The sequence below is a fragment of the Streptomyces sp. S.PB5 genome, from assembly GCF_030403745.1.
GTDB lineage: Bacteria > Actinomycetota > Actinomycetes > Streptomycetales > Streptomycetaceae > Streptomyces.
The window spans coordinates 397489-420639 of sequence record NZ_JAQMWP010000002.1 but is presented as its reverse complement, the minus strand read 5'-3'; the positions used below and the strand labels follow the sequence as shown (position 1 = coordinate 420639).

At 68.9% G+C, this 23151-nt stretch carries 18 protein-coding genes and 2 pseudogenes; 10 read left to right on the top strand and 10 right to left on the bottom strand.

The features are described from left to right. Nucleotides 1–63: 63 nt before the first annotated feature. Both PH203_RS06770 and PH203_RS06765 read right to left on the bottom strand, forming a co-directional pair. Nucleotides 64–273: pseudogene (locus tag PH203_RS06770) on the bottom strand (peptide-methionine (R)-S-oxide reductase); the annotation flags it as partial. 199 nt (nt 274–472) lie between these two features. Next, nucleotides 473–1429, bottom strand: a complete 957-nt coding sequence (locus PH203_RS06765; protein WP_289917484.1) for a 5'-nucleotidase — start codon at nt 1427–1429, stop codon at nt 473–475. A 137-nt stretch (nt 1430–1566) separates the two neighbouring features. Between PH203_RS06765 and purU the strand changes: the two are divergent. Then, nucleotides 1567–1773 (top strand): annotated as a pseudogene (purU, locus tag PH203_RS06760) (formyltetrahydrofolate deformylase); the annotation flags it as partial. Between the two features lie 8 nt (nt 1774–1781). Here the strand turns inward: purU and PH203_RS06755 are convergent. Then, nucleotides 1782–3725: a caspase family protein gene (locus tag PH203_RS06755; protein ID WP_289917482.1), complete on the bottom strand. Its 1944-nt coding sequence runs from the start codon at nt 3723–3725 to the stop codon at nt 1782–1784. A 16-nt stretch (nt 3726–3741) separates the two neighbouring features. Next, a complete protein-coding gene (locus PH203_RS06750) occupies nt 3742–4086 on the bottom strand; it encodes a hypothetical protein (RefSeq protein WP_289917481.1) in 345 nt (114 codons plus the stop codon). 204 nt (nt 4087–4290) lie between these two features. Between PH203_RS06750 and PH203_RS06745 the strand changes: the two genes are divergently transcribed. Then, nucleotides 4291–4731 (top strand): hypothetical protein, encoded by a 441-nt coding sequence (locus PH203_RS06745; RefSeq protein WP_354671233.1) that lies wholly within the window; start codon nt 4291–4293, stop codon nt 4729–4731. A 376-nt stretch (nt 4732–5107) separates the two neighbouring features. Here the strand turns inward: PH203_RS06745 and PH203_RS06740 are convergent, their stop codons facing one another. Continuing rightward, complete coding sequence (locus PH203_RS06740) at nt 5108–8299, bottom strand: tetratricopeptide repeat protein (RefSeq protein WP_289917477.1); 3192 nt, start codon at nt 8297–8299, stop codon at nt 5108–5110. Nucleotides 8300–8585: 286 nt separating this feature from the next. Between PH203_RS06740 and PH203_RS06735 the strand changes: the two genes are divergently transcribed. Then, complete coding sequence (locus PH203_RS06735; RefSeq protein ID WP_289917474.1) at nt 8586–9842, top strand: hypothetical protein; 1257 nt, start codon at nt 8586–8588, stop codon at nt 9840–9842. A 20-nt stretch (nt 9843–9862) separates the two neighbouring features. Further along, nucleotides 9863–10363: a hypothetical protein gene (locus PH203_RS06730; protein ID WP_289917473.1), complete on the top strand. Its 501-nt coding sequence runs from the start codon at nt 9863–9865 to the stop codon at nt 10361–10363. On the opposite strand, the gene PH203_RS06725 is transcribed toward PH203_RS06730, so the two are convergent. Beyond that, nucleotides 10273–12414 (bottom strand): tetratricopeptide repeat protein, encoded by a 2142-nt coding sequence (locus tag PH203_RS06725; protein WP_289917470.1) that lies wholly within the window; start codon nt 12412–12414, stop codon nt 10273–10275. The genes PH203_RS06730 and PH203_RS06725 overlap by 91 nt on opposite strands. Nucleotides 12415–13237: 823 nt before the next feature. On the opposite strand from PH203_RS06725, the gene PH203_RS06720 reads away from it, so the two are divergent. From PH203_RS06720 to PH203_RS06710, 3 genes are all read left to right on the top strand, one after another. Then, on the top strand, nt 13238–14371 hold the full coding sequence (locus PH203_RS06720; RefSeq protein WP_289917468.1) for an ATP-binding protein: 1134 nt from the start codon (nt 13238–13240) through the stop codon (nt 14369–14371). Then, nucleotides 14368–14979 (top strand): response regulator transcription factor, encoded by a 612-nt coding sequence (locus PH203_RS06715; RefSeq protein ID WP_289917467.1) that lies wholly within the window; start codon nt 14368–14370, stop codon nt 14977–14979. Before PH203_RS06720 ends, PH203_RS06715 begins: the two co-directional genes overlap by 4 nt. A 233-nt stretch (nt 14980–15212) precedes the next feature. Continuing rightward, nucleotides 15213–15866: a cutinase family protein gene (locus PH203_RS06710; RefSeq protein WP_289917465.1), complete on the top strand. Its 654-nt coding sequence runs from the start codon at nt 15213–15215 to the stop codon at nt 15864–15866. A gap of 243 nt (nt 15867–16109) precedes the next feature. On the opposite strand, the gene msrB is transcribed toward PH203_RS06710, so the two are convergent. The 4 genes from msrB to PH203_RS06690 all read right to left on the bottom strand — a co-directional run bounded on the left by msrB (nt 16110) and on the right by PH203_RS06690 (nt 19565). Further along, complete coding sequence (gene msrB, locus PH203_RS06705; RefSeq protein WP_289917463.1) at nt 16110–16517, bottom strand: peptide-methionine (R)-S-oxide reductase MsrB; 408 nt, start codon at nt 16515–16517, stop codon at nt 16110–16112. A 32-nt stretch (nt 16518–16549) separates the two neighbouring features. Then, nucleotides 16550–17941, bottom strand: a complete 1392-nt coding sequence (gene murC, locus PH203_RS06700) for a UDP-N-acetylmuramate--L-alanine ligase (RefSeq protein WP_289917462.1) — start codon at nt 17939–17941, stop codon at nt 16550–16552. A gap of 94 nt (nt 17942–18035) precedes the next feature. Further along, complete coding sequence (locus PH203_RS06695; protein WP_289917460.1) at nt 18036–18491, bottom strand: indole-3-glycerol phosphate synthase; 456 nt, start codon at nt 18489–18491, stop codon at nt 18036–18038. Nucleotides 18492–18641: 150 nt separating this feature from the next. Beyond that, on the bottom strand, nt 18642–19565 hold the full coding sequence (locus tag PH203_RS06690; RefSeq protein ID WP_289917457.1) for a pyrimidine reductase family protein: 924 nt from the start codon (nt 19563–19565) through the stop codon (nt 18642–18644). A 37-nt stretch (nt 19566–19602) separates the two neighbouring features. Here PH203_RS06690 and zapE point away from each other — a divergent pair, with 37 nt between their 5' ends. The 3 genes from zapE to PH203_RS06675 all read left to right on the top strand — a co-directional run bounded on the left by zapE (nt 19603) and on the right by PH203_RS06675 (nt 23100). After that, nucleotides 19603–20709 (top strand): cell division protein ZapE, encoded by a 1107-nt coding sequence (zapE, locus tag PH203_RS06685; protein ID WP_289917455.1) that lies wholly within the window; start codon nt 19603–19605, stop codon nt 20707–20709. 349 nt (nt 20710–21058) lie between these two features. Then, nucleotides 21059–21637, top strand: coding sequence for a carbonic anhydrase (locus PH203_RS06680; RefSeq protein WP_289917453.1), 579 nt, complete (start codon nt 21059–21061; stop codon nt 21635–21637). 5 nt (nt 21638–21642) lie between these two features. After that, nucleotides 21643–23100, top strand: coding sequence for a SulP family inorganic anion transporter (locus tag PH203_RS06675; protein WP_289917451.1), 1458 nt, complete (start codon nt 21643–21645; stop codon nt 23098–23100). Nucleotides 23101–23151 lie beyond the last annotated feature (51 nt).

Genomic DNA, 23151 nt, shown 5'->3' with positions numbered 1-23151 from the left:
GCGTCCTCTCCTACTCCAAGCGCGGGTGGACGGGGTCACCGCACAGCACGCCCCGGCCGGGCCTCAGCCCTCGTCCGGCGTCAGCCGCAACGAGATGCTGTTGATGCAGTACCGCTGATCCGTCGGCGTCGCATACCCCTCACCCTCGAAGACATGCCCGAGATGCGACCCGCACCGCGCACACCGCACCTCGGTCCGCACCATCCCGTGCGACCGGTCCTCGATGAGTTCCACCGCATCGGAGTCCCGCGGGTCGTAGAAGCTCGGCCAGCCCGTCGCCCTGTACACCGTCGACGTCCCGCTCGACCACAGGCAGGTCTTTCGCCTCGGGGACGCCGACTGTTCCCACGGCCACTTCCTCCGACTCAGACCGCGGTGTCGAACGGCCTATCCGACAGGCATCCACGCAGGATTTCGAGGACGCGCCGTGCGGTCGGAGCTATTCACACCGCCTCGCCGTGTGGCAGCAGCCTCACTCGTGCGCTTCGGCCGGCGCCGAGTCATCTCGTTCGTTGATCTTCCCGAAGGGGACGTGCACGCTGGGTGTGCTACGGGCCGTGCCGACTAGGTGGCTGACCTGGTCGTCGAAGAAGATGTGGGGCTTGAGGACTCCCATGATCGTGCTTTTGTCTACACCCCCAAGGAAGAAGGCGTCGTTGACGGTCACGCCCCAGCCCTTCAGGCTGCGCACGGCGCGTTCGTGAGCAGGTGCGTTGCGGGCGGTGACGAGGGAGACGTGGACGCGGATCTTGTAGTCGGGGTCATTGGCCCGCTGCTCTTCTTCACGTTGCTGGAGCCGGTTCACGCTGGCGAGGAAGTCCCGCAGCGGCCCAGCGTCGTGCGGGGTGGCGGCGTTCATCGTCTCGTGGGAGCGGAACCCTTCGATGCCGTCGGTCTGGTAGACCTGCTCCGAGGCGTCGTCCGCGAGGACTCCGTCGAAGTCGAAAGCGATCCGCAGATCCTGGTCGTCGGCTTCATCGACTGCCGCAAGATCCAGCACACGCCCGGCGGGCAGCCCGAGGCTGACGGCCTCCCGGACGTCGTCCTCGTTCGCGGACAAGAACAGGGACATGTTCAAGGCAGGCATGAAGCGGTACGGCGAGCGGCCCTGCATGAAGATGGCTCGGCTGATCGGCAGGCCGTAGGTCTGGATGGACCGCATGACCCGCAGGCCCGTGTCGGGATCGTTGCGAGACAGGACGATAACCTCAACCAGAGGGTCCTCGGGTGCGAGGTCGTTCAAAGACAGCAGTCTACGGATGAAGGGGAAGGCGACTCCTTTACCCAGCGTGTCGTCGAGATGCTGGGCCTGGTAGGCACGGTATGCCTCCTCCCCCTTCTCACGGAAGACGACATCTGCCTCCGCCAGGTCGAACAGGGCGCTGGAGGCGATACCGATGACCAGGCGCTTTTCAAGTTCGTAGGCCATGGGACTCTCCTTAGCACCAATTCGCACACACGTCTCATTCATGGTACTGAGTCCCTTCGGCAAGGGCTTGAGCACCGTCTTCATGGAGCAACACGGCAGGCACGCCCGCATGGCTGGCCGGAAGCTGGGCAGAGACGGTCGCCGGCGCGACCGCCCACTACGTCACCGCAGACCTCGACGAAGGCCCGATCACCGAGCAGGAGATCATCGGCGTCGACCACCGAGCCGACCCTGCCCGCCTCATCACAGTCGGCCTCGAGGCCGAACGCCTGGCCCGTGCCGTCAAGTGGCACTGCCACAGCCGCGACCTGATCCACGGCAACAGGACCGCGGTCTTCAGCTGACGGTGGCTCTAGAACAGGCCCACGGCGTGGGCGAACTCGTACCCCAAAGTGTTTATGGGACCGAGCCATCGCGGTTCGACGAGCCCCGTGATCAGTGTGTAGAGGGTGCCGGGGATGTAGCTGAAGACGACGAGCCCCGCGATCGCCCCGCTCACGTCCTGCCGCGGATGTTGCATGACGTGATCGGAGCCGTACTCGACGAGAGGAACGCAAGCCACCAGTGCGAAGACCCACAGGATGAACAGCGCCATCGAGACGATGACGGCGTAGAAGACGAGGCCGTACACGGGAGGCCCATTCCGATGAGTGAGCCCGGCCGTGAAACCGGTCGTGGCGATGCCGAGCGCGGGTAGGGTGACTCCTGGCATGAACACGCAGGCGATGAGAGTGCGTACCGGAGAGTTGGGCAGCCAGAAGCCGGACCAGACGGGGGCGGCCGGGGCCTGCTGGGCGTGCAGTGCGGCGCGCCGTTCCGCCGCCGCTTTGCGCCGGGAGCGCCAGGCGGCCAGCAGCTTCCGGATCCGTTCTGGCGGCCGGGGCTCCCGCTGCACGGGGCCGGGCTGCGGTTCCAGTGGGGCGGACGGTACGGGCAGGTCGGTCCGATCGCCCTCGCTGTAGAGGCCCCCTTGCCCGTCAAGCCCGTACAAGCGGCTGAACCAGTCGTCCGGAGCGGTCGCGGGCGCAGCATGAAGGGTCGTATCACTCCGGTCCCCGGGGCCGGACATGGTGGCTGCCCGGTCCGGGAGCTGCGAGGCCGGCATCTGCCGGGGGCCTGCCCATGCGCTCGACGAGGCATCGGGCGGTGCGGCTGTGTCGGTCGTCCAGAGGGGCGTGCCGTCCGATCCACGGATGACGGCATTCCCGTCGTCTTCGATGACCAGTCGGCTCCCTGGGTTGCCGAGGGTGCCGGATGCCCAGATCTCATGGCCCGCTGCGTCATAGACGACGAGACTGCCGTCGCCGTTCAAGATGCACACCCCGACAGGTCGGTCGCCGGTGGCCGCGCTCCACAAGGGGAGGCCGTCGCTCTCGCGGTACAGCACGAGGTTGCCATCGGCCTGGTACGTGAACGTGAAAGCACCATTGGCCGAGCTGACCGAGTGGCCGGCCCGGAGGGTTTCTCCGGGCAACAGCCCGTTGCCCTGAGGCATGGGTGGGGGTGGCAGGAAGTAGAAGTCGTGCTGGGCGATGTCGGTCACCACCCGGATCGACTGAGGCTCACCTCGCTTCCCGTACGCCCGGTGCAGTTCCGTCACCCGCTTCTCGGTCCGGTCTTTGAAATCGAGGAGCGACAGCGGGAATCCCTGCGGCAGCGACGCCACGACGTCGGACACCGAACGGGAGAAGAGGCTGAACGACTCCCCTGGCACGGTTCCGTGGTCCCGGCGGTCCTGCACCTGCTCATGTCCCTGGACGAAGAGCGAGAGCTGAGCTGGTGAACAGGCGTACACGTACGCCACTTTGCGGCGCAGCGCGGCACGGACCTTCTGCCGGCCCCATCCCTTGACGCTCGAGACGCCCATGGAGTCCTGGTCGATGCCCTCACGGCAGGCGTCAATGAGGATGACCACGTGAGCCGCCGCAGTTTCGTCGAGGAGGTGCCGCCAGTCGATGGCCACGCAGCCGGACTCGAAGGGGTGTGTGTCCTCGTCGATGTCCTCGGGCACCAGGTAGTCAGTGCCGCGGGCGTGGACGCCGTGGCCGCTGAGCAGAATCAGGAGAGTGTCGCTGGGACTGGCTCGGCGGAGGAATCCGGCGACGCGGGCGTTGATGAAGTTGGCGGTGATGTGTCTGCCGCTGTCGGCGCGGGAGTAGACGTCCACGCTCTGGAAGCCGTGGGTACGCAGGACGGCCGACAGCCGCGCCAAGTCCCCGGGGATGAAAGGCAAGGACTGGATTCCGTGCATCTCGTAGTCGCTGGCACCGACGAGCAGCGCCTTGTAGGTCCCCACGCTGCCAGGCCGCCTGTCACTGCCGGAAGACCAGGACGATGCCGCGGCCGCTCTGCATCTGCGAGGTGCCGACGAACTGGACGCCGCCGCTCGCTGACACCTGGAAGGACAACTGCACTTCGCACAACGGGAGCGGGCCGCCGCGTGCGGTGATGTCGGCGAACAGCCCTTGCAGCGCGTCGACCGCCTCCGTGAGGTTCTTGCGCAGCGGGCCCAGGGGAATGCTGCGCAGCACGGCTTCACCGCTCCCGCCGAACAGCCCCATCGAGTCCCCCGAGCCCTCCGCTTCCTCGTCGTACGAGACCCAGAAGGTCAACGCCGACTCACCGAGGCCACCGGCTTCGCCTTCCACAGCATCCATTGAGCTCCCCCTGCTCATCGAGGTGCCTCAACTGTAGGGACACTGGCGCAGGTTGGCGCCCGATGTCACGCATTCGATCGTCCGCGTCCGGGAGAGGCCGGTGCCGGGCACACCGCTGGCGGACCGCGCTCCTCGCACCTACCGTGGACACACGTGGCACCGTGCGAGGGTCCACACCGTCAAGGGGGCGCCGTGGAAGCCGAGTTGGCTACACTCATCACCAGCGGAGCGACCACGGCAGTCGGCCTCATGGTCACCGAGACATGGGAGCAGGCGAAGCAACGTGTACTGCATGTCTTCTCGCGTGGCGGTGACGAGGCCGCCGTGAGCGGGGAACTGGAGCGCACCCGGGACACCTTGGTCGCGGCGGCCGGGTCTCCCGACGAGGAAGCGCTCATCGGCGACGTCACCGCACTGCTGCGACTACGTCTGCGCGCCCTGCTGCATCATGACCCCGACGCGGTCACCGAACTCCGGCTGCTCGTCGAGGAGTTCGCCCCGACAGCGGAAGCTGGAACAGCTGGAACTGTACACAACAGCATCACCGGCGGCACGGTGAACGGCCCCGTGTTCCAAGGGCATTCCTTCACCGGCCTGACCTTTCACAGCACGTACGATCCTCTCCGGGACGCTCCGTCCGACTGAGTCCGGCAGGGCAACAGGCACGGGGGTGCCTTGCGAGGTCGCAAACGGTCACCGGCACGGCGACATCGATCCGCCACTCGAACAAAAAACGCTGCTCACACGGAGAGTCGCGGCGACAGTCGCGCAGCTTTCTACCACGCCAGTTCGACTTCCGCAAACACGCCGCAGCACTCCTCGAGCCTCCGGTTTACTACTCGCCAGCCGGAGTGATCACCCCTGCCTCACCTACTCGTTTCGCTTCATCTGAGGAGTGCCTTGAGAACCGCACTAAGGCTCTACACCGCCTCGTTCCATGTCACGGGCATCACCTTCGTCACCGTGGTGGTCTTCCGCTGGATGTGGTGACAGCGGATGTCACCGGCTCCTGGGAGGGGGCTCAGGAGCCGGTCGACTCGTACGTCATCAGCAACCGCAGCAGCTTCTCCGCTTCCGCACCGGCGCCTACACGCCGGTACAGGGCGACCGCCCGTTCGCCGTACTGCCAGACCTGCCCCGTGTCGTGCGGACGGAGGGCCGCCGTCCGCGCGAGGCCCGCAAGCGCGTGCGCGCAACCCAGCGGGAAGTCGACGCTCCGGGCCACTTCGAGGGCCTGCCCATAGCTCGTGGCCGCGAGTTCGAGCCGTCCCGAATCGCGTTGAACATCCGCCGTGCCGATCAACGCCCGTAGGCGCTCATACGGGTTGTCGATGCGGGTGGCGATCTGTTCCGCCATCGTGAAGTGCAGCAACGCCTCACCGCTGCGCCCCGACCGGGCGTGGGCCATCCCCATACTGATCAGCACATCGGCCTCGCCCAGCACATCGCCGCCGGCACGGTGCGCGGCGAGGGCTCTGCGGTAGCAGGCCAGCGCGCGGTCCGACCGTCCCGCCGCCTGGTGCACCGCGCCGAGATTGCTGTCGAGGATGGCGATCTCCTGCCGGCCGCCGTGCTGCCGCATCAGGACGAGGGAGCGTTCGTAGCAGTCTCGGGCCTCGTCGTAGCGTTCCTGGAAATGGTGGAGTTCACCGCGGTTGTTCAGGGCCTGGGCCAGCCCGTACGGGTCGGGCAGCTCTTCGTAGATGCGCTGCATAAGGTGCACCCGCTGGAGAGCCTCGTCGTACTGGCCCGCGTAGTACAGCGCCGCGCCTTCCACGTTGAGGCACTCGGCCTCTCCGGCCCGGTCGCCGACCTCGCGGTACAGCGCGAGCGACGCTTCGAGGGCGCGCATCGCCGTGCCGCCGTGGCCGGCCGCGAGGTGGGCACGGCCCGACTGCAGGAGTGCGTCGGCACGACCGTGGGCGTCCAGCAGATCCTCGTAGATCGACAGGGCCTCGGTCGCGCAGCGTAAGGCCTGGCCGTGGTCGCGCTGGGCCAGCAGGTCCGCCCGGTCGGTGAGGGTGCGGGCGAGTGCGGACCGGTCGCCCAGGGCGCGCAGAGCTGGTACAGCAGCGTCGAAGAGGTCCGCCGCGACGTCCCAGGTCCCCCACAGTTTGAGGGAGCGCGCCAGCACGCTCGGGAACAGCCCGGCGTACTCGGGGTAGTCGGCCGCGGCAGTGCGCGCGACGGCCAGGAGGTTGGCGCGTTCCACCGTCAGCCACACCGTGGCCTCGTCCGCGCCGGAGAACTCCGCCGCGTGGCCCGACTCCTGGTCCGCGCTCACCGGAATCGTCCGCCGGTGGGGGTGAGCATGGCGGTCGGCCCGCCGGGCCGTGGCGAGGTGGAAGGCGACGAGCCGGCCCACCGATGCGCGGCGGGCCGTTTCCTCGGGTGTCCGGCCGCCCGCCCGCAGGCCGAAGGCCCGGGTCAGATCGTGCAGTCGGTAGCGTCCACGCAATGGTTCTTCGAGGAGACTGGCGTCCTGCAGTTCATCGACGCACGTCTCCAACAGCCTCGGCTCTCCCTCGAATTCCGGACCGGCCAGAGCCGTCGCCGCGCGGAGCGTGATGTCGGGGCCCGGGTGCAGGGCGAGGCGGCGAAGCATCAGCTGTGCGGGGGCGCTCAGTCCCCGGTACGAGAACTCGAAGACCGCTGCGATCAGGTCGTCGAACTCCTTGAGGGGGTCGGTCGCCTGCGTCAGCCGGTCGAGGAGGTCCTGCAGAGACCATGAGTCCCGGTGGCGGAAGCGGCTGGCCATGAGCTGCACAGCCAGGGGATGGCATCCGCACACCTCCACCACCCGCTCCAGGGCTTCCGGCTCGGCCGATGTCCGCCAGGTACTGACGATCCGAGTGAAAAGCGCCGCCGCCTCCGCCTTGGACAGGGCGTCCACAGGCAGGGAGGCGGCGCTGTCGAGCCCGGCGAGCCTGCTCCGGGTGGTCACGATGGCGCGGCAGGCGGGGCTGCCGGGCAGCAGGGGCCTGACCTGACCGGCGTCCCTGGCGTTGTCGAGCACCACCAGCACACGGTGCCGTGCCGTCCACTCCCGCCAGCGGGCCGTTCTCTCCTCCAGCGAGTCCGGCAGCTCTCCGGACGATCCGGCCGAGTGGAGCAGGACGGCCAACGCCTCGGCCGCGTCGAGGGGCTGCTGGCTGCTGAAGCCCCGCAGGTCCACGTAGAACTGCCCGTCGGGATAGGCGGCGCGGAGCCGGTGAGCCGCGTGCACGGCCAGCGCGGTCTTGCCGATGCCGGGCATGCCGTGCACGACAGTGACGGGCAGGGCCTCGACCGCATCGTCCGTACCGGCGGAGGCGGCGGCGGACGCTCCGGCGGATGCGGCCAGCAGGATGCGCAGTTCACCTGTCCGTCCTGTGAAGTCACGGGTATCACGGGGCAGACAGTTGCGCGATTCACGCACCAGTTCCGGAGCAGCAGAGCCGATGTCCGTGGCCTGCAGCGTGTGGTCCTGTTCCAACATGCGCAGGTGCAGGTCCTGGAGCTCCGCGCCGGGCTCGATGCCCTGACTCTCCTGGAGTCGTCCGCGGGTGTCCCGGTAGACGGCGAGGGCCTCGTCGTGGCGTCCGGAGCGGTACAGAGCGAGCATCAGGGATGCGATCACCTTCTGCGCGAAGGGATTCTGCGAGGCGAGTTCCTGGAGTTCACCGACCAGGTCGGCGTGGCGCCCCAACGCCATCTCCAGGCCGATCCGTTCCTCGCGGACCCGCCGGTGGTCCTCGATCAGCCGGGCACGCGCCGACAGCGCCCAGACGTTGTCGATGAACTCAGTCAACGGCTCACCACGCCAGAGGGCTTCGGCCGTGCGCAGCCGCCCGATCGCCAGCTCCCTCTCCCCTCGTACGGCCGCGGCGGCGGCATCGCTCCGCAGCCGCTGGAAACGCAGCAGATCGATGTCCTCCGGGTCGGCCCGCAACTGATACAGCCGGGGCGAGGGCCGCTCCACCCGTGCCCGTTCGTCGCCCACCGCCGCACGCAGCCGCCGTCGCAGCCGCGACAGATAACTGTGCAGTGTTTCCACGGCAGTTGGCGGCAGATCGCCGTTCCAGACGCGGTCCATCAACGTGTCCACGGCGACCGGTTCCCCCCTCGCGTGCACGAGCGCGGCCAGCACGCAGCGTTCCTTGAGGGATCCGAGTTCGTACTGCTGCGGGCCGTTCCACAACTCAAGAGGCCCCAGAGCAAGAAGTTCCACCATTACCCCCGACGGGTGTGCTGCTTCCTAGCGCCTTCGACAGTGACCGCACAGACGTACGACACTCGTTCCACCGTTCTCTCGAGTGCGGGGTGGACGCAGGGGCGCATCGAAGCGTGACGGGCGCACACCCGTGGTGAGGCCGGGGTTCCACGGGAGTGCAGGGTTCCTGCAAGCCCGCCGTCCTGCCCGCGGGGGCACCCCTTCTGTCATGGGCCACCAAGCGTCCGTCGCGGGTCGTGGCCGGCCACGACCGCGTAGGCATGAAGGGAAAACGGGGGAAACGACGATGAGCGTGACCGTGTCCGAGTCGCACTGGCGTCATGTGCCGGTGCGACTGGACGTCGAGCGTTGGGCTACCCGTCGGACTCGCAGGCGAGTCCTCGTCGTGGTGCACACGGTGATCGCGGGGCAACGGCTGCTCGACGCAATACGCCTGTGGGAAGGCGACGTCAGGGTGCAGACCTTCTTCACTCAGGCACCCGATGTGTTCAGCAATGGCGTGGCCGAGTTCCTGGACCGACTGGGTGGCCTGGTGCTGCCGTGGAACCAGGCGGTGCAGACGCACTTCCACCTCGCGCTGGCCGCCAGCCACGGCAGTCTGCACGAACTTCAGGCACCGGTGATCGTGCTGCCGCACGGAGCCGGCCACAACAAGATTGCCCCGGCCGGACGGAACGGAACGCCCGTGGCGCAGCGCGGTGTGTACGGCCTCAGCAGGCAGCGGCTGATGCGCGACGGCACGGTCGTGCCCGAGGTGATCGTCCTCGCCCATCATGAGGAGCTGACCAGGCTCGGCCGCGAATGCCCCGAGGCGGTGCCGTCGGCGCAGGTGGTGGGCGACCCGTGCTTCGACCGGATCGCCGCGAGCCTCCCATCACGGGCGCTCTACCGGGAGGCCCTGAACGTCAGGGCCGGACAACACCTGGTTCTCGTCTGTTCGACCTGGGGTCCCGACTCGCTCCTCGCACATGGCTGGGAAGTCCTGCAGCGACTGATCGCCGAACTGCCCCGGGACAACTTCCGGATCGCCGCACTGCTGCACCCCCACATCTGGAACGCGCACGGCGACTGGCAGGTCCGTTCCTGGCTCGCCGGACTGACCCGCTCAGGAATGACCCTGGTCAGCCCGTACGGGGACTGGGCCGGAGCGGTCGTCGCCGCCGATTACATCGTGGGCGACCACGGTTCGGTCTCGCTGTACGGCGCCATGACCGGCGTACCCGTACTCATGGCGGGGCGGGCCGATCCCGACGTGGATCCGGGCTCACCGCTGGCCGAACTCATGTCCTTCGCGCCCCGCCTGCACCCGGACCGGCCGCTGCTTCCCCAGCTCAGGCGGAGTTCCGCGGCCTGGCGCCGGCAGCGATACGAGCGGGTCGCCGCCCGCATCACCTCGGAGCCCGGCCGCTTCTCCCGCAAGATGCGCGCCCTGCTCTATCGCAAACTGCACTTACGGGCCCCCGCCACCCGGCCGACAACGGAACCGGCACGTCTGCCGCTCACAGTGCGGTACGACGATCCGGGCACCCTGACCGCGACATGACGCCGAGGATGGTGGTCGCCATGGCATCCGAGATGGCGGTGTCACCCAACGGCGGGGTCCACCAGGTCCGCACCGTGCTGCTGGACACGGTCACCGGGACGGTGAGCGTGGACGATCACGGTCGCACCCGGCTTCCCGCACCAGCCCGCTGGTCTCAGCTCAGCGACGTGCTGATCGAGTCGGGGACGGAACCGGCAAGGGCCGACGCCATGGCCCTCATCCATCCCGGTGTTCTGGTGACCGCGGCGTACCAGGGTTCCCGCTGCCGGCTTCGGATCGGCCCGGCAAGAACCGTCTGCGAACTCACGGCCAGCGGGGTAGGTCGGCCAGCGGACGTCTGGGGAGCCGTCGCCTCGCTGGCCCATGCGTGGCTGGTGGCCGGATTGCCGGCCGAGGAGTTCGGGTCGACACCCCTGCGCCTCCTTCGCGGTCAAGCCTCCAGCTCACCACTCCGCGCCTGGTGGAGCCGGCGCCGTACGGACTCCGCGTCGGGCGACTGGGACCTGCCCACGGACGAGTAGAGATCCAGCGCCTCGCGGTAGTGGTCGCGGGCAGTGCGAGTGTCCCCGCGCTGCTCGGCGACCTCGCCCAGACCGCCCACGGCACGGGCGATCTCGTAGCTCGCGGCCATCCCGCGCAGTGTCACCAACGCGGCGGAGAACCGCTCCCCCGCCCGGTCGACCCTCCGCAGCGCGAGATACGAACGGCCCAGGAGCGTGTCCGCCCGTGCGGCGTTGTACGCGTCGTCGGCCTCCTCAAGCGCCTCGCGGGCGCAATGGCCGTGCTCGCGCGCCGCTTCGGGATCTCCGAGGGAGAGGGCGAGGTCGGCAAGGTTCAGCCGGGCTAGCGCACCGGCTCGCCGGTCTCCGCAGGCCGGCAGTTCAACGGCGGCACACTGAAACAACTCGGCTGCCTCGTCCAGCCGTTCGAGCCGCTGCAGAGCGAGCCCCCGGTAGTTGAGCGTACGGGCCCGGCCGAGCCGGTCGCCGCACTGCTCGAACAGGCGCGCGGCATGCTCGAACATCTCCAGGGCGAGGTCATGATCCCCCGAGCCGAGCCGCCCCACCCCGCCGGAGGTGAGCATCCGGCACTCCGCCGCGATGTCCCCCAACTCCCTTGCCGCCGCTACGCCTTCGTCGTGCGCGGCGCGCCAGTCGTCGTAGAACTTCCGCCGCAGGAAGAGCGGCCACAGGGCGTCGGCGAGCTGCCAGCCGACCGTAGGGAATCCGGCGGCGCGCGACTGACGGAGCACCGCCATCAGATTGGGCAGCTCCCGCTCCAGCCAGTCCAGGGCGGCCTCGGCGTCGTGGCCGACGTCCGCGGTGACGACCGGCCCGTCGCCGTAGTCCCGGGCCATGGTGCGGTGTTGGGGGTCGATGACCGCCTCGGCGCGCGTGGCGCTCGCGAGGTAGTAGTCGGCGAGACGACGCACGGCCCGCTCCCGCTCGACGCATGGTTCGTCCTGCTGCGCCATCGCGATGGCGTGCAGCCGCACCAGGTCATGAAACCGATGACGCCCCTGTCCGACGTCGGAGAGCAGGCTCGCGTCATGCAGCGTCTCCAGCAGTTCCGCCGCGTCCTGCACTCCGGACAGCGCCGCCGTCGCCGCCGCGGTGGCGAACTCGGGGCCCGGGTGCAATCCCAGCAACCGGTAGAGCCGTGCTGCCGCAGGCGGCAGGCCCCGGTACGACAGGTCCAGCGCTGCCCGGACATTGTGATCACCCTCGATGGCCAGCGCCTCCAACCGGTCGTGTTCTTCCTCGAGCGCGCGCACCATCGTGGTGATACGCCGCCTCGGCCGCGCCGCCAGCCGAGCCCCGGCAACCCGAACGGCCAGGGGCAGCCCGGCGCACAACTCGACCAAGGTGCGGGCGTCCTCGGGCTCCGCGGTGACCCGGTCGTCGGACAGCGTGTCGGCGAGCAGTTCCATGGCCGCCTCCGGGGCGAGCGCCTCCAGGTGAACGGCACAGCAACCGTCGACGGCCAGCCCGGTCAACCGACTGCGGCTGGTCACCGCCGTCACGTTCCTGCCGCCCGGCAGCAAGGGGCGCACCTGGGCCGCGGTGGCCGCGTCGTCGAGCAGCACGACAAGACGTCGGCCGGCGGTCAACGACCGGTACAGCGCCGCCCGTTCGGCCGGATCACCAGGGACCTGCTGCCCAGGAGCTCCCAACGCCCGCAGAAAGCGGCCGAGTATTTCGTACGGAAGCACCGGGCCACCGGCCGACTGGGCTCCGAGGTCCGCGTAGAGCTGGCCGTCCGGAAACTGCGGGCGCAGGGTGTTCAGCCATCTCAGGGCCAGGGTGGTCTTCCCGACACCGCCCAGTCCGCTCACCGCGGCCAGCATGTGCCGCTTTTCCCTCATGACACGGGCCCGATGCCGTTCCAGTGCGTCCAACTCCGGTACGCGGTCGACCACATGCCCGCAAGGCGGCAGCTCCCAGGGCGTCTGTCCAACGGGGCTTGCCTCGGAACCGAAGTGCACACCGCCATACACCACACCCGCCTGAACCGCCGCACCATGCACCGTGCCGCTCAACTCGTTGCGGGAACCGAGCCCGTGGCCCTGCACGTGTGCCCCCCCACTGCGCGTCCGTACCGATACGTCGGGAGAATCCTTTCCGCACACGCGGTCGATATCCATGGGACGCCAGACGGGTCACGCGCACCGGCGTCGCCCCAGGCGACGGGGCGTCCGCGGATCGGAACAGGCGCTAGGTGTATTAACAGCGTTGTTTTCGCGGCTGGTTGGCCACCGTTAAGCGCATGAGCCAGGAACTCGGCACCCGCAGCAGCGCGGGATGCCGCGCGTCCTCGGCACTCCCACCGAGATCTGAACACCGCTGACGGAAGACCCACGGGTCACACTGCACTCCGACCTGGCGTCCGCTTGGGACCAGTGGGCGTAACAGCAGCCGCATGCTCCCGCTCAAGTCGGCGGTGCGGGGCTCGGCCCCCCTTCACAGGACAATGTCGGAGATGAACTCCTGGCCGGCACCGGTCGTCCAGGCCGACGGTTCAGCCACTCGCTCAGCCCGTCTCCCGCCTCGGCCAGGTGCGGTCGGCACGTGGCGGGTCAGTCGGGGTCGCATACCGCTCCTCGTCGAACGCATGCCGAAGACCAGCCCCGCAACGAGCACCCGTCGTCCACCAGGCAGCCCTACGGGCCCGACCGTCAGCCGTGACCTATCGCGCCTCATTGCCGCAGAACGGCGACAAGTACCGACGGCGAGACGGGAACCGTGCGGACGAAGCCGCCATTTTCCGTATTCCTAGAGGTAAGCGCCCCACACTACGCTTTCCAGGACAGTGCGGTGTTCATCCGGGGGGGGCCGCTGATGCGCAGAGTGAGCAGCCGCAGTGCCGATTCCCCCGAAGCCGATACCGTGGCACGGGTGAATCATCTCCGCTGGATCGCTCTCGGCGGTGCGGCCTGGCGGACTCTCTCCCTCGCCATCATGATCGTCGCCGCTGGGAAACTACTGTCCGAGCAGCCCCAGCTCCTTGCGGCCGTGGGGGCCCTGATCGCAGGAAACAGCATCCTGCTGTTCCTGGTGGTCCGGCGCCGGGCGGCATCTTTGTTGAAGTCGACGGCGTTCTGCGCAGCAGACTTGGGCCTTGCCGTGACGGCGACCTTCTGGGCGAGTGCCGTCATCCCTGAGCACACGGTCTATCTGCAGAACCACGATCTGTTCAACCCGTACCTCTGGGGAACCACCATGTTGTGGACAGGACTACAAGGAATCCGTACCGGACTGGTGATCCTCGTGGGCGCGGCGCTGCCCGTGCAGCTCGGCATGGCATGGCTGAACGGGTACGACATCACCTCGCCCGGCTGGGCGGACATCGTCGCTCGGGATCTGTGGTTGCTGACCAGCTTCGTCGTCAGCGCGATCATCGCGGCACTCTCATGGGAAGCGGCCTATTCCAGCGCGGCGGCGGCCTTCCGCGCAGGGCGTGTGGAACAGCTCAAGTCGCTGCACGACAGCGTGCTACAGACACTCGAGCTCATCGGCAAGAAGGCGACGGCTGCTGAACTCCCACCGGAAGAACGGTTGTCCACGATCCGTGTCGACGCGGAGCGACAGGCCGACGACATCAGGACCGTGCTCGCGGCCATCGACGGACACCACGGGAGTGCGCTCGACAGGGAACTGAGGGACTTGGTGGTCGAATTCCATCCGCGTCGCCTCATTGTCGAACTCATCGCCGATGAACTACCTGCGGAGCCCGGGCCGATGGCCACGCTGGCCATCGCCGGCGCGGTCAGGGAAGCCCTCGCGAACGTCGTCAAGCACGCCCGGGTAGGACACGCAGTGGTACGGCTGACCGTGCGGAGCGGGGCTGTCCGCGTGACCGTGCGGGACCAGGGCGTCGGCTACGACGTCGAGCGGCAGAGCGCCGGCTTCGGCATCCGCAACTCGGTCATCGGGCGGATGGAACACGTCGGGGGCACGGCGGCGATCGAGTCGTGCCCCGGGGAGGGAACCAAGGTGACGCTGTGGGTGCCGCTCCGATCGCAGTCGTGATCCTCGAGGACCATCCGATGTTCCGTGAGCACCTGGTCAAGATGGTGGAGAGCACACCTGACATGACGGTGGTGGCCTTCGCCGACAGGGTCGAAGACGTCACGGCCGAGGAGTTCGTGCGAGCGGATGTCGTTCTCCTCGACCTGACCCTCAGGGGACTGTCCGGTATCCCCGTGGTGCACAGGCTCGCCACCCATGGTCACCGGGTGGTGGTGTTCTCGAACCAGGGAGCCCCTGCCACGGTCACCGCGGCGATCAAGTCCGGTGCGCGCGGCTATATGACCAAACACAGCGAGGAGGACGAAGTCCTGGCGGCCGTCCGGTCTGTGGCCCGCGGAGGTCTGTACGTCGGCCCTCGGCAACTCGATCCGGCGCTCGCGGCGCACGTTCTGTCATGGCGCGAGATCGATCTCACTCAGCGCGAACTGCAAGTACTGGAACTCGTGGCCGACGGTGAAACCGACAAGCAGATCGCCCGCAGCCTCGGTATCGCTCTGACCACCGAGCTCGGATATCTCCGCAACGTCCGGGACAAGCTCCACCGGCGACGACGGATCGAACTCTTGCGCTTCGCCGCCGAATACGGCATCTCTCCTCCCTCCCGCTGACCTTGGCCAGACCGTCATTTCTGACCTGCCGGACAGCCTGCGCCGACCTCCATGCTGAGCTCCGCATCACCCGCACGAGCCGGAGGGACACCATGTGGTCGAAAACCAGGCGGAGGCTGGTCTGCAGTGTTGCCGCGTTTCTGCTGGCGGCAGGGAGCACCGCAACAGTTGTGCCAACGGCGACGGCAGCGCCCCGAGCGCCTGCCGCGCCATGCACCGCCACCTTCCTGGGGGTGCACGGTCTGAACGAGGACCACACGTCGCCGATGGTCCACAGCGTCTGGGAGCACTACCTGGACGCCATGCACAAGCGGGGACAATCCGCCAACGCGATCTTCCTCGCCCATCCGAAGCGGACCGGCGTGGACTTCTGGGACTGGCTCCACGGCAAACCGGTGGACGAGAATCCGGTAGAGCAGGGCATCGAGGCCCTCGACGACATGGTCGACCACACCAATAAGCTGTGCAGCCCGGCCCGGCTGGTCCTCGTGGGTTACTCAGCGGGTGCGTGGAGTGTCGACGTCTGGCTGCGGAACGCGTCGCCCGCGCTGAAGTCCCAAGTGGTCGGCGTCGTACTCCTCGGAGATCCCCAGTGGTACGACGAGAAGTACGGAAACCGAGGGCTCGCGCACCTCTTCGGCTTCGGATTCGACCCCAAGAAGGACCCCTACATCCCTCCGGAGTGGATGAGCCGAATCCAGAGCTGGTGCGTTTCCGGTGACCCGGTCTGCGGCACCGGATACGGCACGAGCGCGAGCGAAGCTGCCCGGCAGGCCGCAGACGCCGCGACAATGCTCGTGACACGCAAGTGCACGACACACTGCGCCTACATCCCGGAAGCCACGCGCCATGGCGGAAGGTTCCTGGCCGACCTGTCGACCCGCTGAGCGGTCATTGTGTCCTCCCGCGACGCAACTCCTGACAACTACACACCAACCGGGCTCATCGGCGGCCGGTGCGCAGGAGCGGTGCGTCCGGCAACGTACCGGCCGTATCCGCTACCTGGCACCGGACCGCTCTGCGGTGCCCCGGCCTCGGCCGGTCGGGGCACCTTCTCGCTACGGCAGGTCAGGGCGCGCAGATGACTCGGGCTCGGACCCGCCAGACACGGTTTCGCCCGGGACGGCGAGTCAGCCCTCGTCCGGCATCAACCTCAGCGAGATGCTATTGATGCAGTACCTCTGATCCGTCGGGGTGGCATACCCCTCACCCTCGAAGACATGCCCGAGATGCGACCCGCACCGCGCACACCGCACCTCGGTCCGCACCATCCCGTGCGACCGGTCCTCGATGAGTTCCACCGCATCGGAGTCCCGCGGGTCGTAGAAGCTCGGCCAGCCGCAGTGGGAGTCGAACTTGGTGGCGGAGGTGAAGAGTTCGGCGCCGCAGGCGCGGCAGGAGTAGACGCCCTGCGTCTTGGTGTCGGTGTACTCGCCGGTGAAGGCGGGTTCCGTGGCGGACTGGCGCAGGACGGCGTACTCGGCCGGGCTCAGCTCCGCACGCCACTGCTCGTCCGGCTTCTCGATGTCGTACGACATGTTGCTCAGCCCCTATCCAGTGCTCTGTTGCGCTACTGCGCGAGACGGTCCAGGATGCGCGGTCCGAGGTCCGTGACGTCGCCCGCGCCCATGGTGAGAACGAGATCACCGGGCTTCGTCATTCCCGCGACCACCGCCGGGACGTCCGCCTTGTCGTGCACCGGCGTCACGTCCGCGCCCGCGGCCCGCGCCGCCTCGATGATCAGCTCGCTCGTCACCCCGGGGATCGGGTCCTCGCGGGCCGGGTAGATGTCGAGGACCAGCGAGCCGTCCGCGAGGGACAGCGACCGGCCCATCTCCTTGCCGAGCTCCTGGGTGCGGGAGAAGAGGTGGGGCTGGAAGACGACGAGGATGCGGGCGTCACCGGCCGCCGCGCGCATCGCCTCCAGGTCGGCCGTCATCTCGGTCGGGTGGTGGGCGTAGGAGTCGATGACCTGGACCCCGGCCGCCTCGCCCTTGAGCTGCAGACGCCGCTTCACACCCGTGTACGCCGCCAGCGCGGGGGCCAGCTCCGCGGCCGGCACGCCCAGCGCGACACCCGCGGCGAGCGCGGCGACCGCGTTGTGCGCGTAGTGACGGCCCGGGACGGAGACCGTGAAGGTCAGCTCCGTCCCGTCCAGGACCACGGTGACCTCGCTCTTCAGCCCCTGCGCGACGACCGACAGCACCCGTACGTCGGCGTCCTTGGCCTCTCCGTACGTCACCGTCCGCACCGCGCCGGCCAGCCGCCGCGTCAGCTCCCGCGCGCCTTCGTGGTCGGAGGAGATCACCAGCGTGCCGCCGGGGACGATCTTCCCCGCGAACGTCTCGAAGGACTCGTAGATCTCCTCCATGGACGCGTAGTTCGCGTGGTGGTCGAGCTCGACGTTGAGGACGATCGCGACCTCGGGGGCGTACTTGTGGAAGCTGCGGTCCGATTCGTCCGCCTCGGCGACGAAGATCTCGCCGTCGCCGTGCAGCGCGTTGGAGCCGGGGGCGTCCAGGTCGCCGCCGATCGCGTACGACGGCTTCAGGCCCAGCTCGGACAGCGAGACCGCCAGCATCGAGGTGGTCGTGGTCTTGCCGTGGGTGCCGGCGACCGCGATCGGCCGCAGCCCCTCCATCAGGGCCGCGAGGGCGTCGGAGCGGTGCACCACCGGGATCCCCAGCTCGGCCGCGCGCGCCAGCTCCGGGTTGTCCTGCCGGATCGCCGACGACACGACCACACAGCTCGCGTCATCGGCGAGGTGCTCCGCCGCGTGCCCGATGTGCACGGTGGCGCCCAGTGCCCGCAGGGCCGCGGCGGTCTCGGACTCCTTGGCGTCGCTCCCCGCCACCTTCGCACCGCGCTGCGCGAGGATCTTCGCGATCCCCGACATCCCGGCGCCGCCGATGCCGATGAAGTGCGGTCGGTCCATGGCGGTGGGAAGGGTGCCGGGTGCCACGTGATGTCTCCCTGTGCGTGCGGATGCGGCGGACGTTCAGCGGCCCACCCTATCCATTGCGATGCGATGGTTTACGGGTGACCGCGGTCGGCTCTCAGGCCTTGCTGTGCGAGAACAGCTTCAGCACCGGCACCCCCACCTTGTGCCGGGCCCTCGACGCCCAGTCCCGGTGGAAGAACTCCTCCACGTAGTGCGGATCGGTCAGCACGATCACCTCGTCCGCCCCGACCTCCTCCACCAGCCCCTTCAGCGCGTCCAGCGGATGGTCCTCGATCAGCCGCCCCTCCGCCGCGTTGCCGGAGGCCCGCAGCGCCTGCAGCGACACCTCCAGCGCCCGCTCCCCGAAGGGCCGTGCCGCGTCCCCCTCGGGCACCTCGCGCTCCTTCGCCGCCTCGTCCAGTTCACCCAGGGCGACGTCGTCGATGGCCCGCAGCAGGCGGTCCGCCTGGTCGCCCCGCGGCTGGAGCAGCACATGGAACGAGACCTGTTCGTCCCCGTGCAGCGTGGTCACGAACTCCACGTCGGCCGAGGTCAGGGCCTTCTCGATCATCAAAACGCTTGTGAACACCGCACGCCCCTTCTGCGGAAACCATCCTGCCCCGTGGTCTCACGGGGACTGCGAGATTCAGTGTGCCCGTCGGAAGCTAAACGGAACGGTAGATTCCGCCGATTTCGGGACCGGCGGTACCGCTGAACGATTTCAGGACCGCTGATAGCGGCTGAAGAGGAAACCCTCCTCCTCCAGCAGCGACACGAGGGCGAACCGCTGCGGGACCGCCACCGACGGCCCTCCCGCGATCCGCTGCGCGTCACCCGCGGTGAGCATCGGCGAGACGGTCAGACAGAGCTCGTCGAGCACCCCGGCCGCCACGAACTGGCCGAGCAGCCGGGGCCCGCCCTCGGTGAGCAGCCGGGTGAACCCGAGCTCACCGAGGGCGCGTACGGCACGGGCGGGCTCCACACCGACCCCGTCACCGGCGATCACGACCCGCGCGCCCGCCTTCTCCGCGGTCGCGACCCGGTCGGGAGCGGCGGCGGCACCGGTCAGGATCAGCGTGGGCACGAGCGGCGACGTGAACAGCGGCAGGGAGAAGTCGAGGTCGAGACTCGCGCTGACGACCGCGATCACCGGCGCGGGCCCCTGCCCGGCGGCCTCCCGCCGATCAGCGAACTCCGCACGCGCGCGTGCCGGCCGGTACCCCTCCTGCCGTACCGTTTCGGCACCTACGACGACCACGTCCGCCAGCGCCCGCAACGTACCGAAGATCCGCATGTCGGTCGCGGTGGAGATGGGCTGCGACTTCCCGTCGTGCTGCGCGGCCCCGTCCAGCGTGGAGACCATGTTGGCCCGCAACCAGGGCACCGGCGGCCCATCGGCGGCCGGCTCCGGGTAGGCGTAGGCCTCGGCCAGTTCGTCGAGCCCCCAGTCGCGGTCGATCAGGTCGCCGCCCGGGAGGACACCCCCATCGGCCTCAGGAGCCTCACCGACCCCACTCGCCCCGTGAACCCGGCCGGATCCCCCTGCCCCAGGGGCCTCACCGGCACCCCCCGCCCCCACACTCCCGGCCCCACCGCCGGAGGCCCTCGTCGCTGTCTGGTCGGTCACAGGGAACAGGCGTCGCATGTCGTGCAGTGTGGCACGGCGCTTAGCATGGGGAACCGTGTCGTCCTCCACCGCCGCCCACGGGATCAGCCCGATAGCAGACGCGGCCCCGCTGTCCCTGTGCGCCCGCGAGCCGCACGTCCCCGCGGACCGGCTGGTCGCCGAGATGGTGCCGCCTCCGCGGTTCGACTCGGTCCGGTTCAGCACGTACCTCCCGGACCCCAACCAGCCCAGCCAGATCGAGGCGGTCAAGGTCCTCGACGGCTTCGCGGGCGGGCTCGGCGGGGCGCACGCCGTCGCCGGCGGCAAGCGCGGGTTCTTCGGGTTCGGCAAGGCGAAGGCGCCCAAGGTCCCCACCGGGCCTCGCGGTGTCTATCTCGACGGCGGCTACGGCGTCGGCAAGACCCACCTGCTCGCGTCCCTCTGGCACGCCACCCCCGCGGAGCCCGGTCTCAAGGCGTTCGGCACCTTCGTCGAGCTCACCAACCTCGTGGGCGCCCTGGGCTTCCAGAAGACCGTCCAGACGCTCTCCGGCCACCGGCTCCTGTGCATCGACGAGTTCGAGCTCGACGACCCGGGCGACACCGTCCTCGTCTCCTCCCTGCTCGCCAAGCTGGTCGACGCGGGTGTCGCCCTCGCCGCCACCTCCAACACCCTCCCCGGCAAGCTCGGCGAGGGCCGCTTCGCGGCGGTGGACTTCCTGCGCGAGATCCAGGGCCTGTCCGCCCACTTCCGCACCCTGCGCATCGACGGCGAGGACTACCGGCACCGCGGTCTGCCGGAGGCCCCGGCGCCCTACTCCGAGGAACAGGTCACCAAGACGGCGTACGCCACCGACGGCGCCTCGCTCGACGACTTCCCGCAGCTGCTCGAACACCTCGCCCGCGTCCACCCCAGCCGGTACGGCGCGCTGACCGATGGCCTGAACGCGGTGTGTCTCACCGACGTACAGCCGATTCCGGACCAGTCCACCGCGCTGCGGCTCGTCGTGCTCGCGGACCGGCTGTATGACCGTGAGGTTCCGGTTCTGGCGTCCGGACTGCCGTTCGACCAGCTGTTCAGCGAGGAGATGCTGAAGGGCGGTTACCGCAAGAAGTACTTCCGGGCGATCTCCCGGCTCACCGCGCTGGCCCGCGACGGCAAGGGAATCATCGAGTCCCTCTAACCCGGGAACTCCCCCAGGTCAAGATTCAGTTCAGGCCAGCCGACCTACCCTTTTCAGGCTCTCTTCAGCTCGAAACGTTAAGTTAACCCTGCAAACAACCTTGCAGGGTTAACGTGTTTCTTGACCAGGCGTTGACCAAGCCTTGGCGTGCGCGTGGACCGTGAACTGTCGAAAGGGGGACGCATGTTGCAATTCCTCCTCCTGTTCGCAGTCACCGCAACGTTCGCATGCGCGCACACGATCAGTGAAGCTTCGCCCAGAGGTCAGCGGCTCTAGTTCGCCGCACCCCCCACATCTGTCGTGCAAGCCCGACGCGCCGCTGCAGGCGCGCCAGGAGGAATCACCACATATGCAGCCCCTCATCGACAACGCCCGCCTGTTCGGACAGCGCCCTGAGGAGTTCGCCCGCCTCGCAGAAGGCCAGTCCCCACAAGTCCTGTTCATCACCTGCTCCGACTCCAGGGTCGTCCCGGCCCTGATCACGGGCGCCGGCCCCGGCGAGCTCTTCGAGCTCCGCACCGCCGGCAACATCGTGCCCCCGTACGCCTCCGAACACCCCACCAGCGAGGCGGCCACCATCGAGTACGCCGTCGAAGTGCTCGGTGTCAGCGACATCGTGGTCTGCGGCCACTCGCACTGCGGCGCCGTCGGCGCCCTGGTCCGCGGCGACGACCTGACCGCCGTGCCGGCCGTGCGCGACTGGCTCACCCAGGCCGCGCCGCGTCCGGCGGGGGCGGCCGAGGACCCGGCCGTCGCCGAGGGCGTGCAGAGCCACGTCCTGACGCAGCTGCTCCGGCTGCGCTCGTACCCGTTCATCGAGAAGAAGCTGGCGGAGCGTCAGCTCACCCTGCACGCCTGGTACTACGAGGTGCACACCGGTGCCGTGCAGGAACACCGTCCGGACACCGACACGTTCGAGGCGCTGTGATCGCGATGATGACCAAATACCCTCACCTGCGGCAGGACTTCGCCGCCTCCCTGGTCGTCTTCCTGGTCGCGCTCCCGCTGTGCGTGGGCGTGGCCGTCGCCTCCGGTGTCCCGGCCGAACTCGGCCTGGTCACCGGCATCGTGGGCGGCATCGTCACCGGTCTCATGCGCGGCAGCAGTCTGCAGGTCTCCGGACCGGCCGCGGGTCTGACCGTGCTGGTCTTCGAGGCGGTCCAGAAGTTCGGGCTGCCCGTCCTCGGTGTGATCGTGCTGGCCACCGGCCTGCTCCAGATCCTCATGGGCACCTTGAAACTCGGGCGCTGGTTCCGGGCCATCTCGGTCTCCGTCGTGGAGGGCATGCTCGCCGGTATCGGCCTGGTGCTGATCGCCGGACAGCTCTACGCGATGGCCGACACCAAAGCGCCCGCCTCGGGCCTGGGCAAGATAGCCGGCCTGCCCGGCGCGCTCGCGGACGCCGTCGGGAACACCGGCGCACTGGCCTCGCTCGGACTCGGCTTCGCCACCATCGCCGTGCTCGTGCTGTGGAAGCACATGCCGGCGAAGGTGCGCACGGTCCCCGGTCCGCTCGCCGCGGTCGGCCTGGCCACGCTCGCGGCCCTGGCGTTCTCGATGCCGGTGGCGACCGTCGAGGTGCACGGACTGGTGGATTCCGTCCAGCCGCCGTCCTTCGGCCAGTTCGGTGAGCTCGCGAACGTCGGGGTGCTCGCCACGATCGTCGCGTTCACGCTGATCGCGTCCGCCGAGTCGCTGTTCAGCGCGGCGGCCGTGGACCGGATGCACGACGGGCCGCGCACCGAGTACGACAAGGAGCTGGTCGCGCAGGGCACGGGCAACGCGCTGTGCGGTGCGCTCGGCGCGCTGCCGATGACCGCGGTGATCGTGCGCAGCTCGGCGAACGTCCAGGCGGGCGCGCGGACCAAGGCGTCCCGGGTCATGCACGGCGTGTGGCTGCTGCTGTTCGCGGCGCTGCTGCCGGGTGTCCTCGCCTACATCCCGATCCCGGCGCTGGCGGGCATCCTGGTCTACTCCGGGTTCAAGCTGATCCCCGTCCGCGCGATCGTGGAGCTGTGGCGCGAGCACCGCGGCGAGGCTCTGATCCTCGTGGTCACGGCCGTGTCGATCGTCGCGGTCAGCATGTTCGAGGGCGTCCTGATCGGCCTCGCGCTGGCCGTGGCGAAGACCGCCTGGGAGGCCTCGCACCTGAAGCTGGAGGTCATCGACAAGGGCGCGGGTCCGGTCCAGGCGTATCTCTCCGGCAACGCGACCTTCCTCAGGCTGCCGAAGATACTCGACAGCCTGGAGTCGCTGCCCCAGGACCGCCCGGTGGAGCTGGACCTGTCCGGTCTGCACCACCTGGACCACGCCTGCCGTACGGCCCTGGAGAACTGGGCCGAGCGGCACAGCGCGGTCGGTACGGAACCGGTGCGGGTGACCGCCCGGTAGGGCACGCACCACCCGGTGCCCGGTCCGTAGCCTCGGGCCGGGTACCGGGCA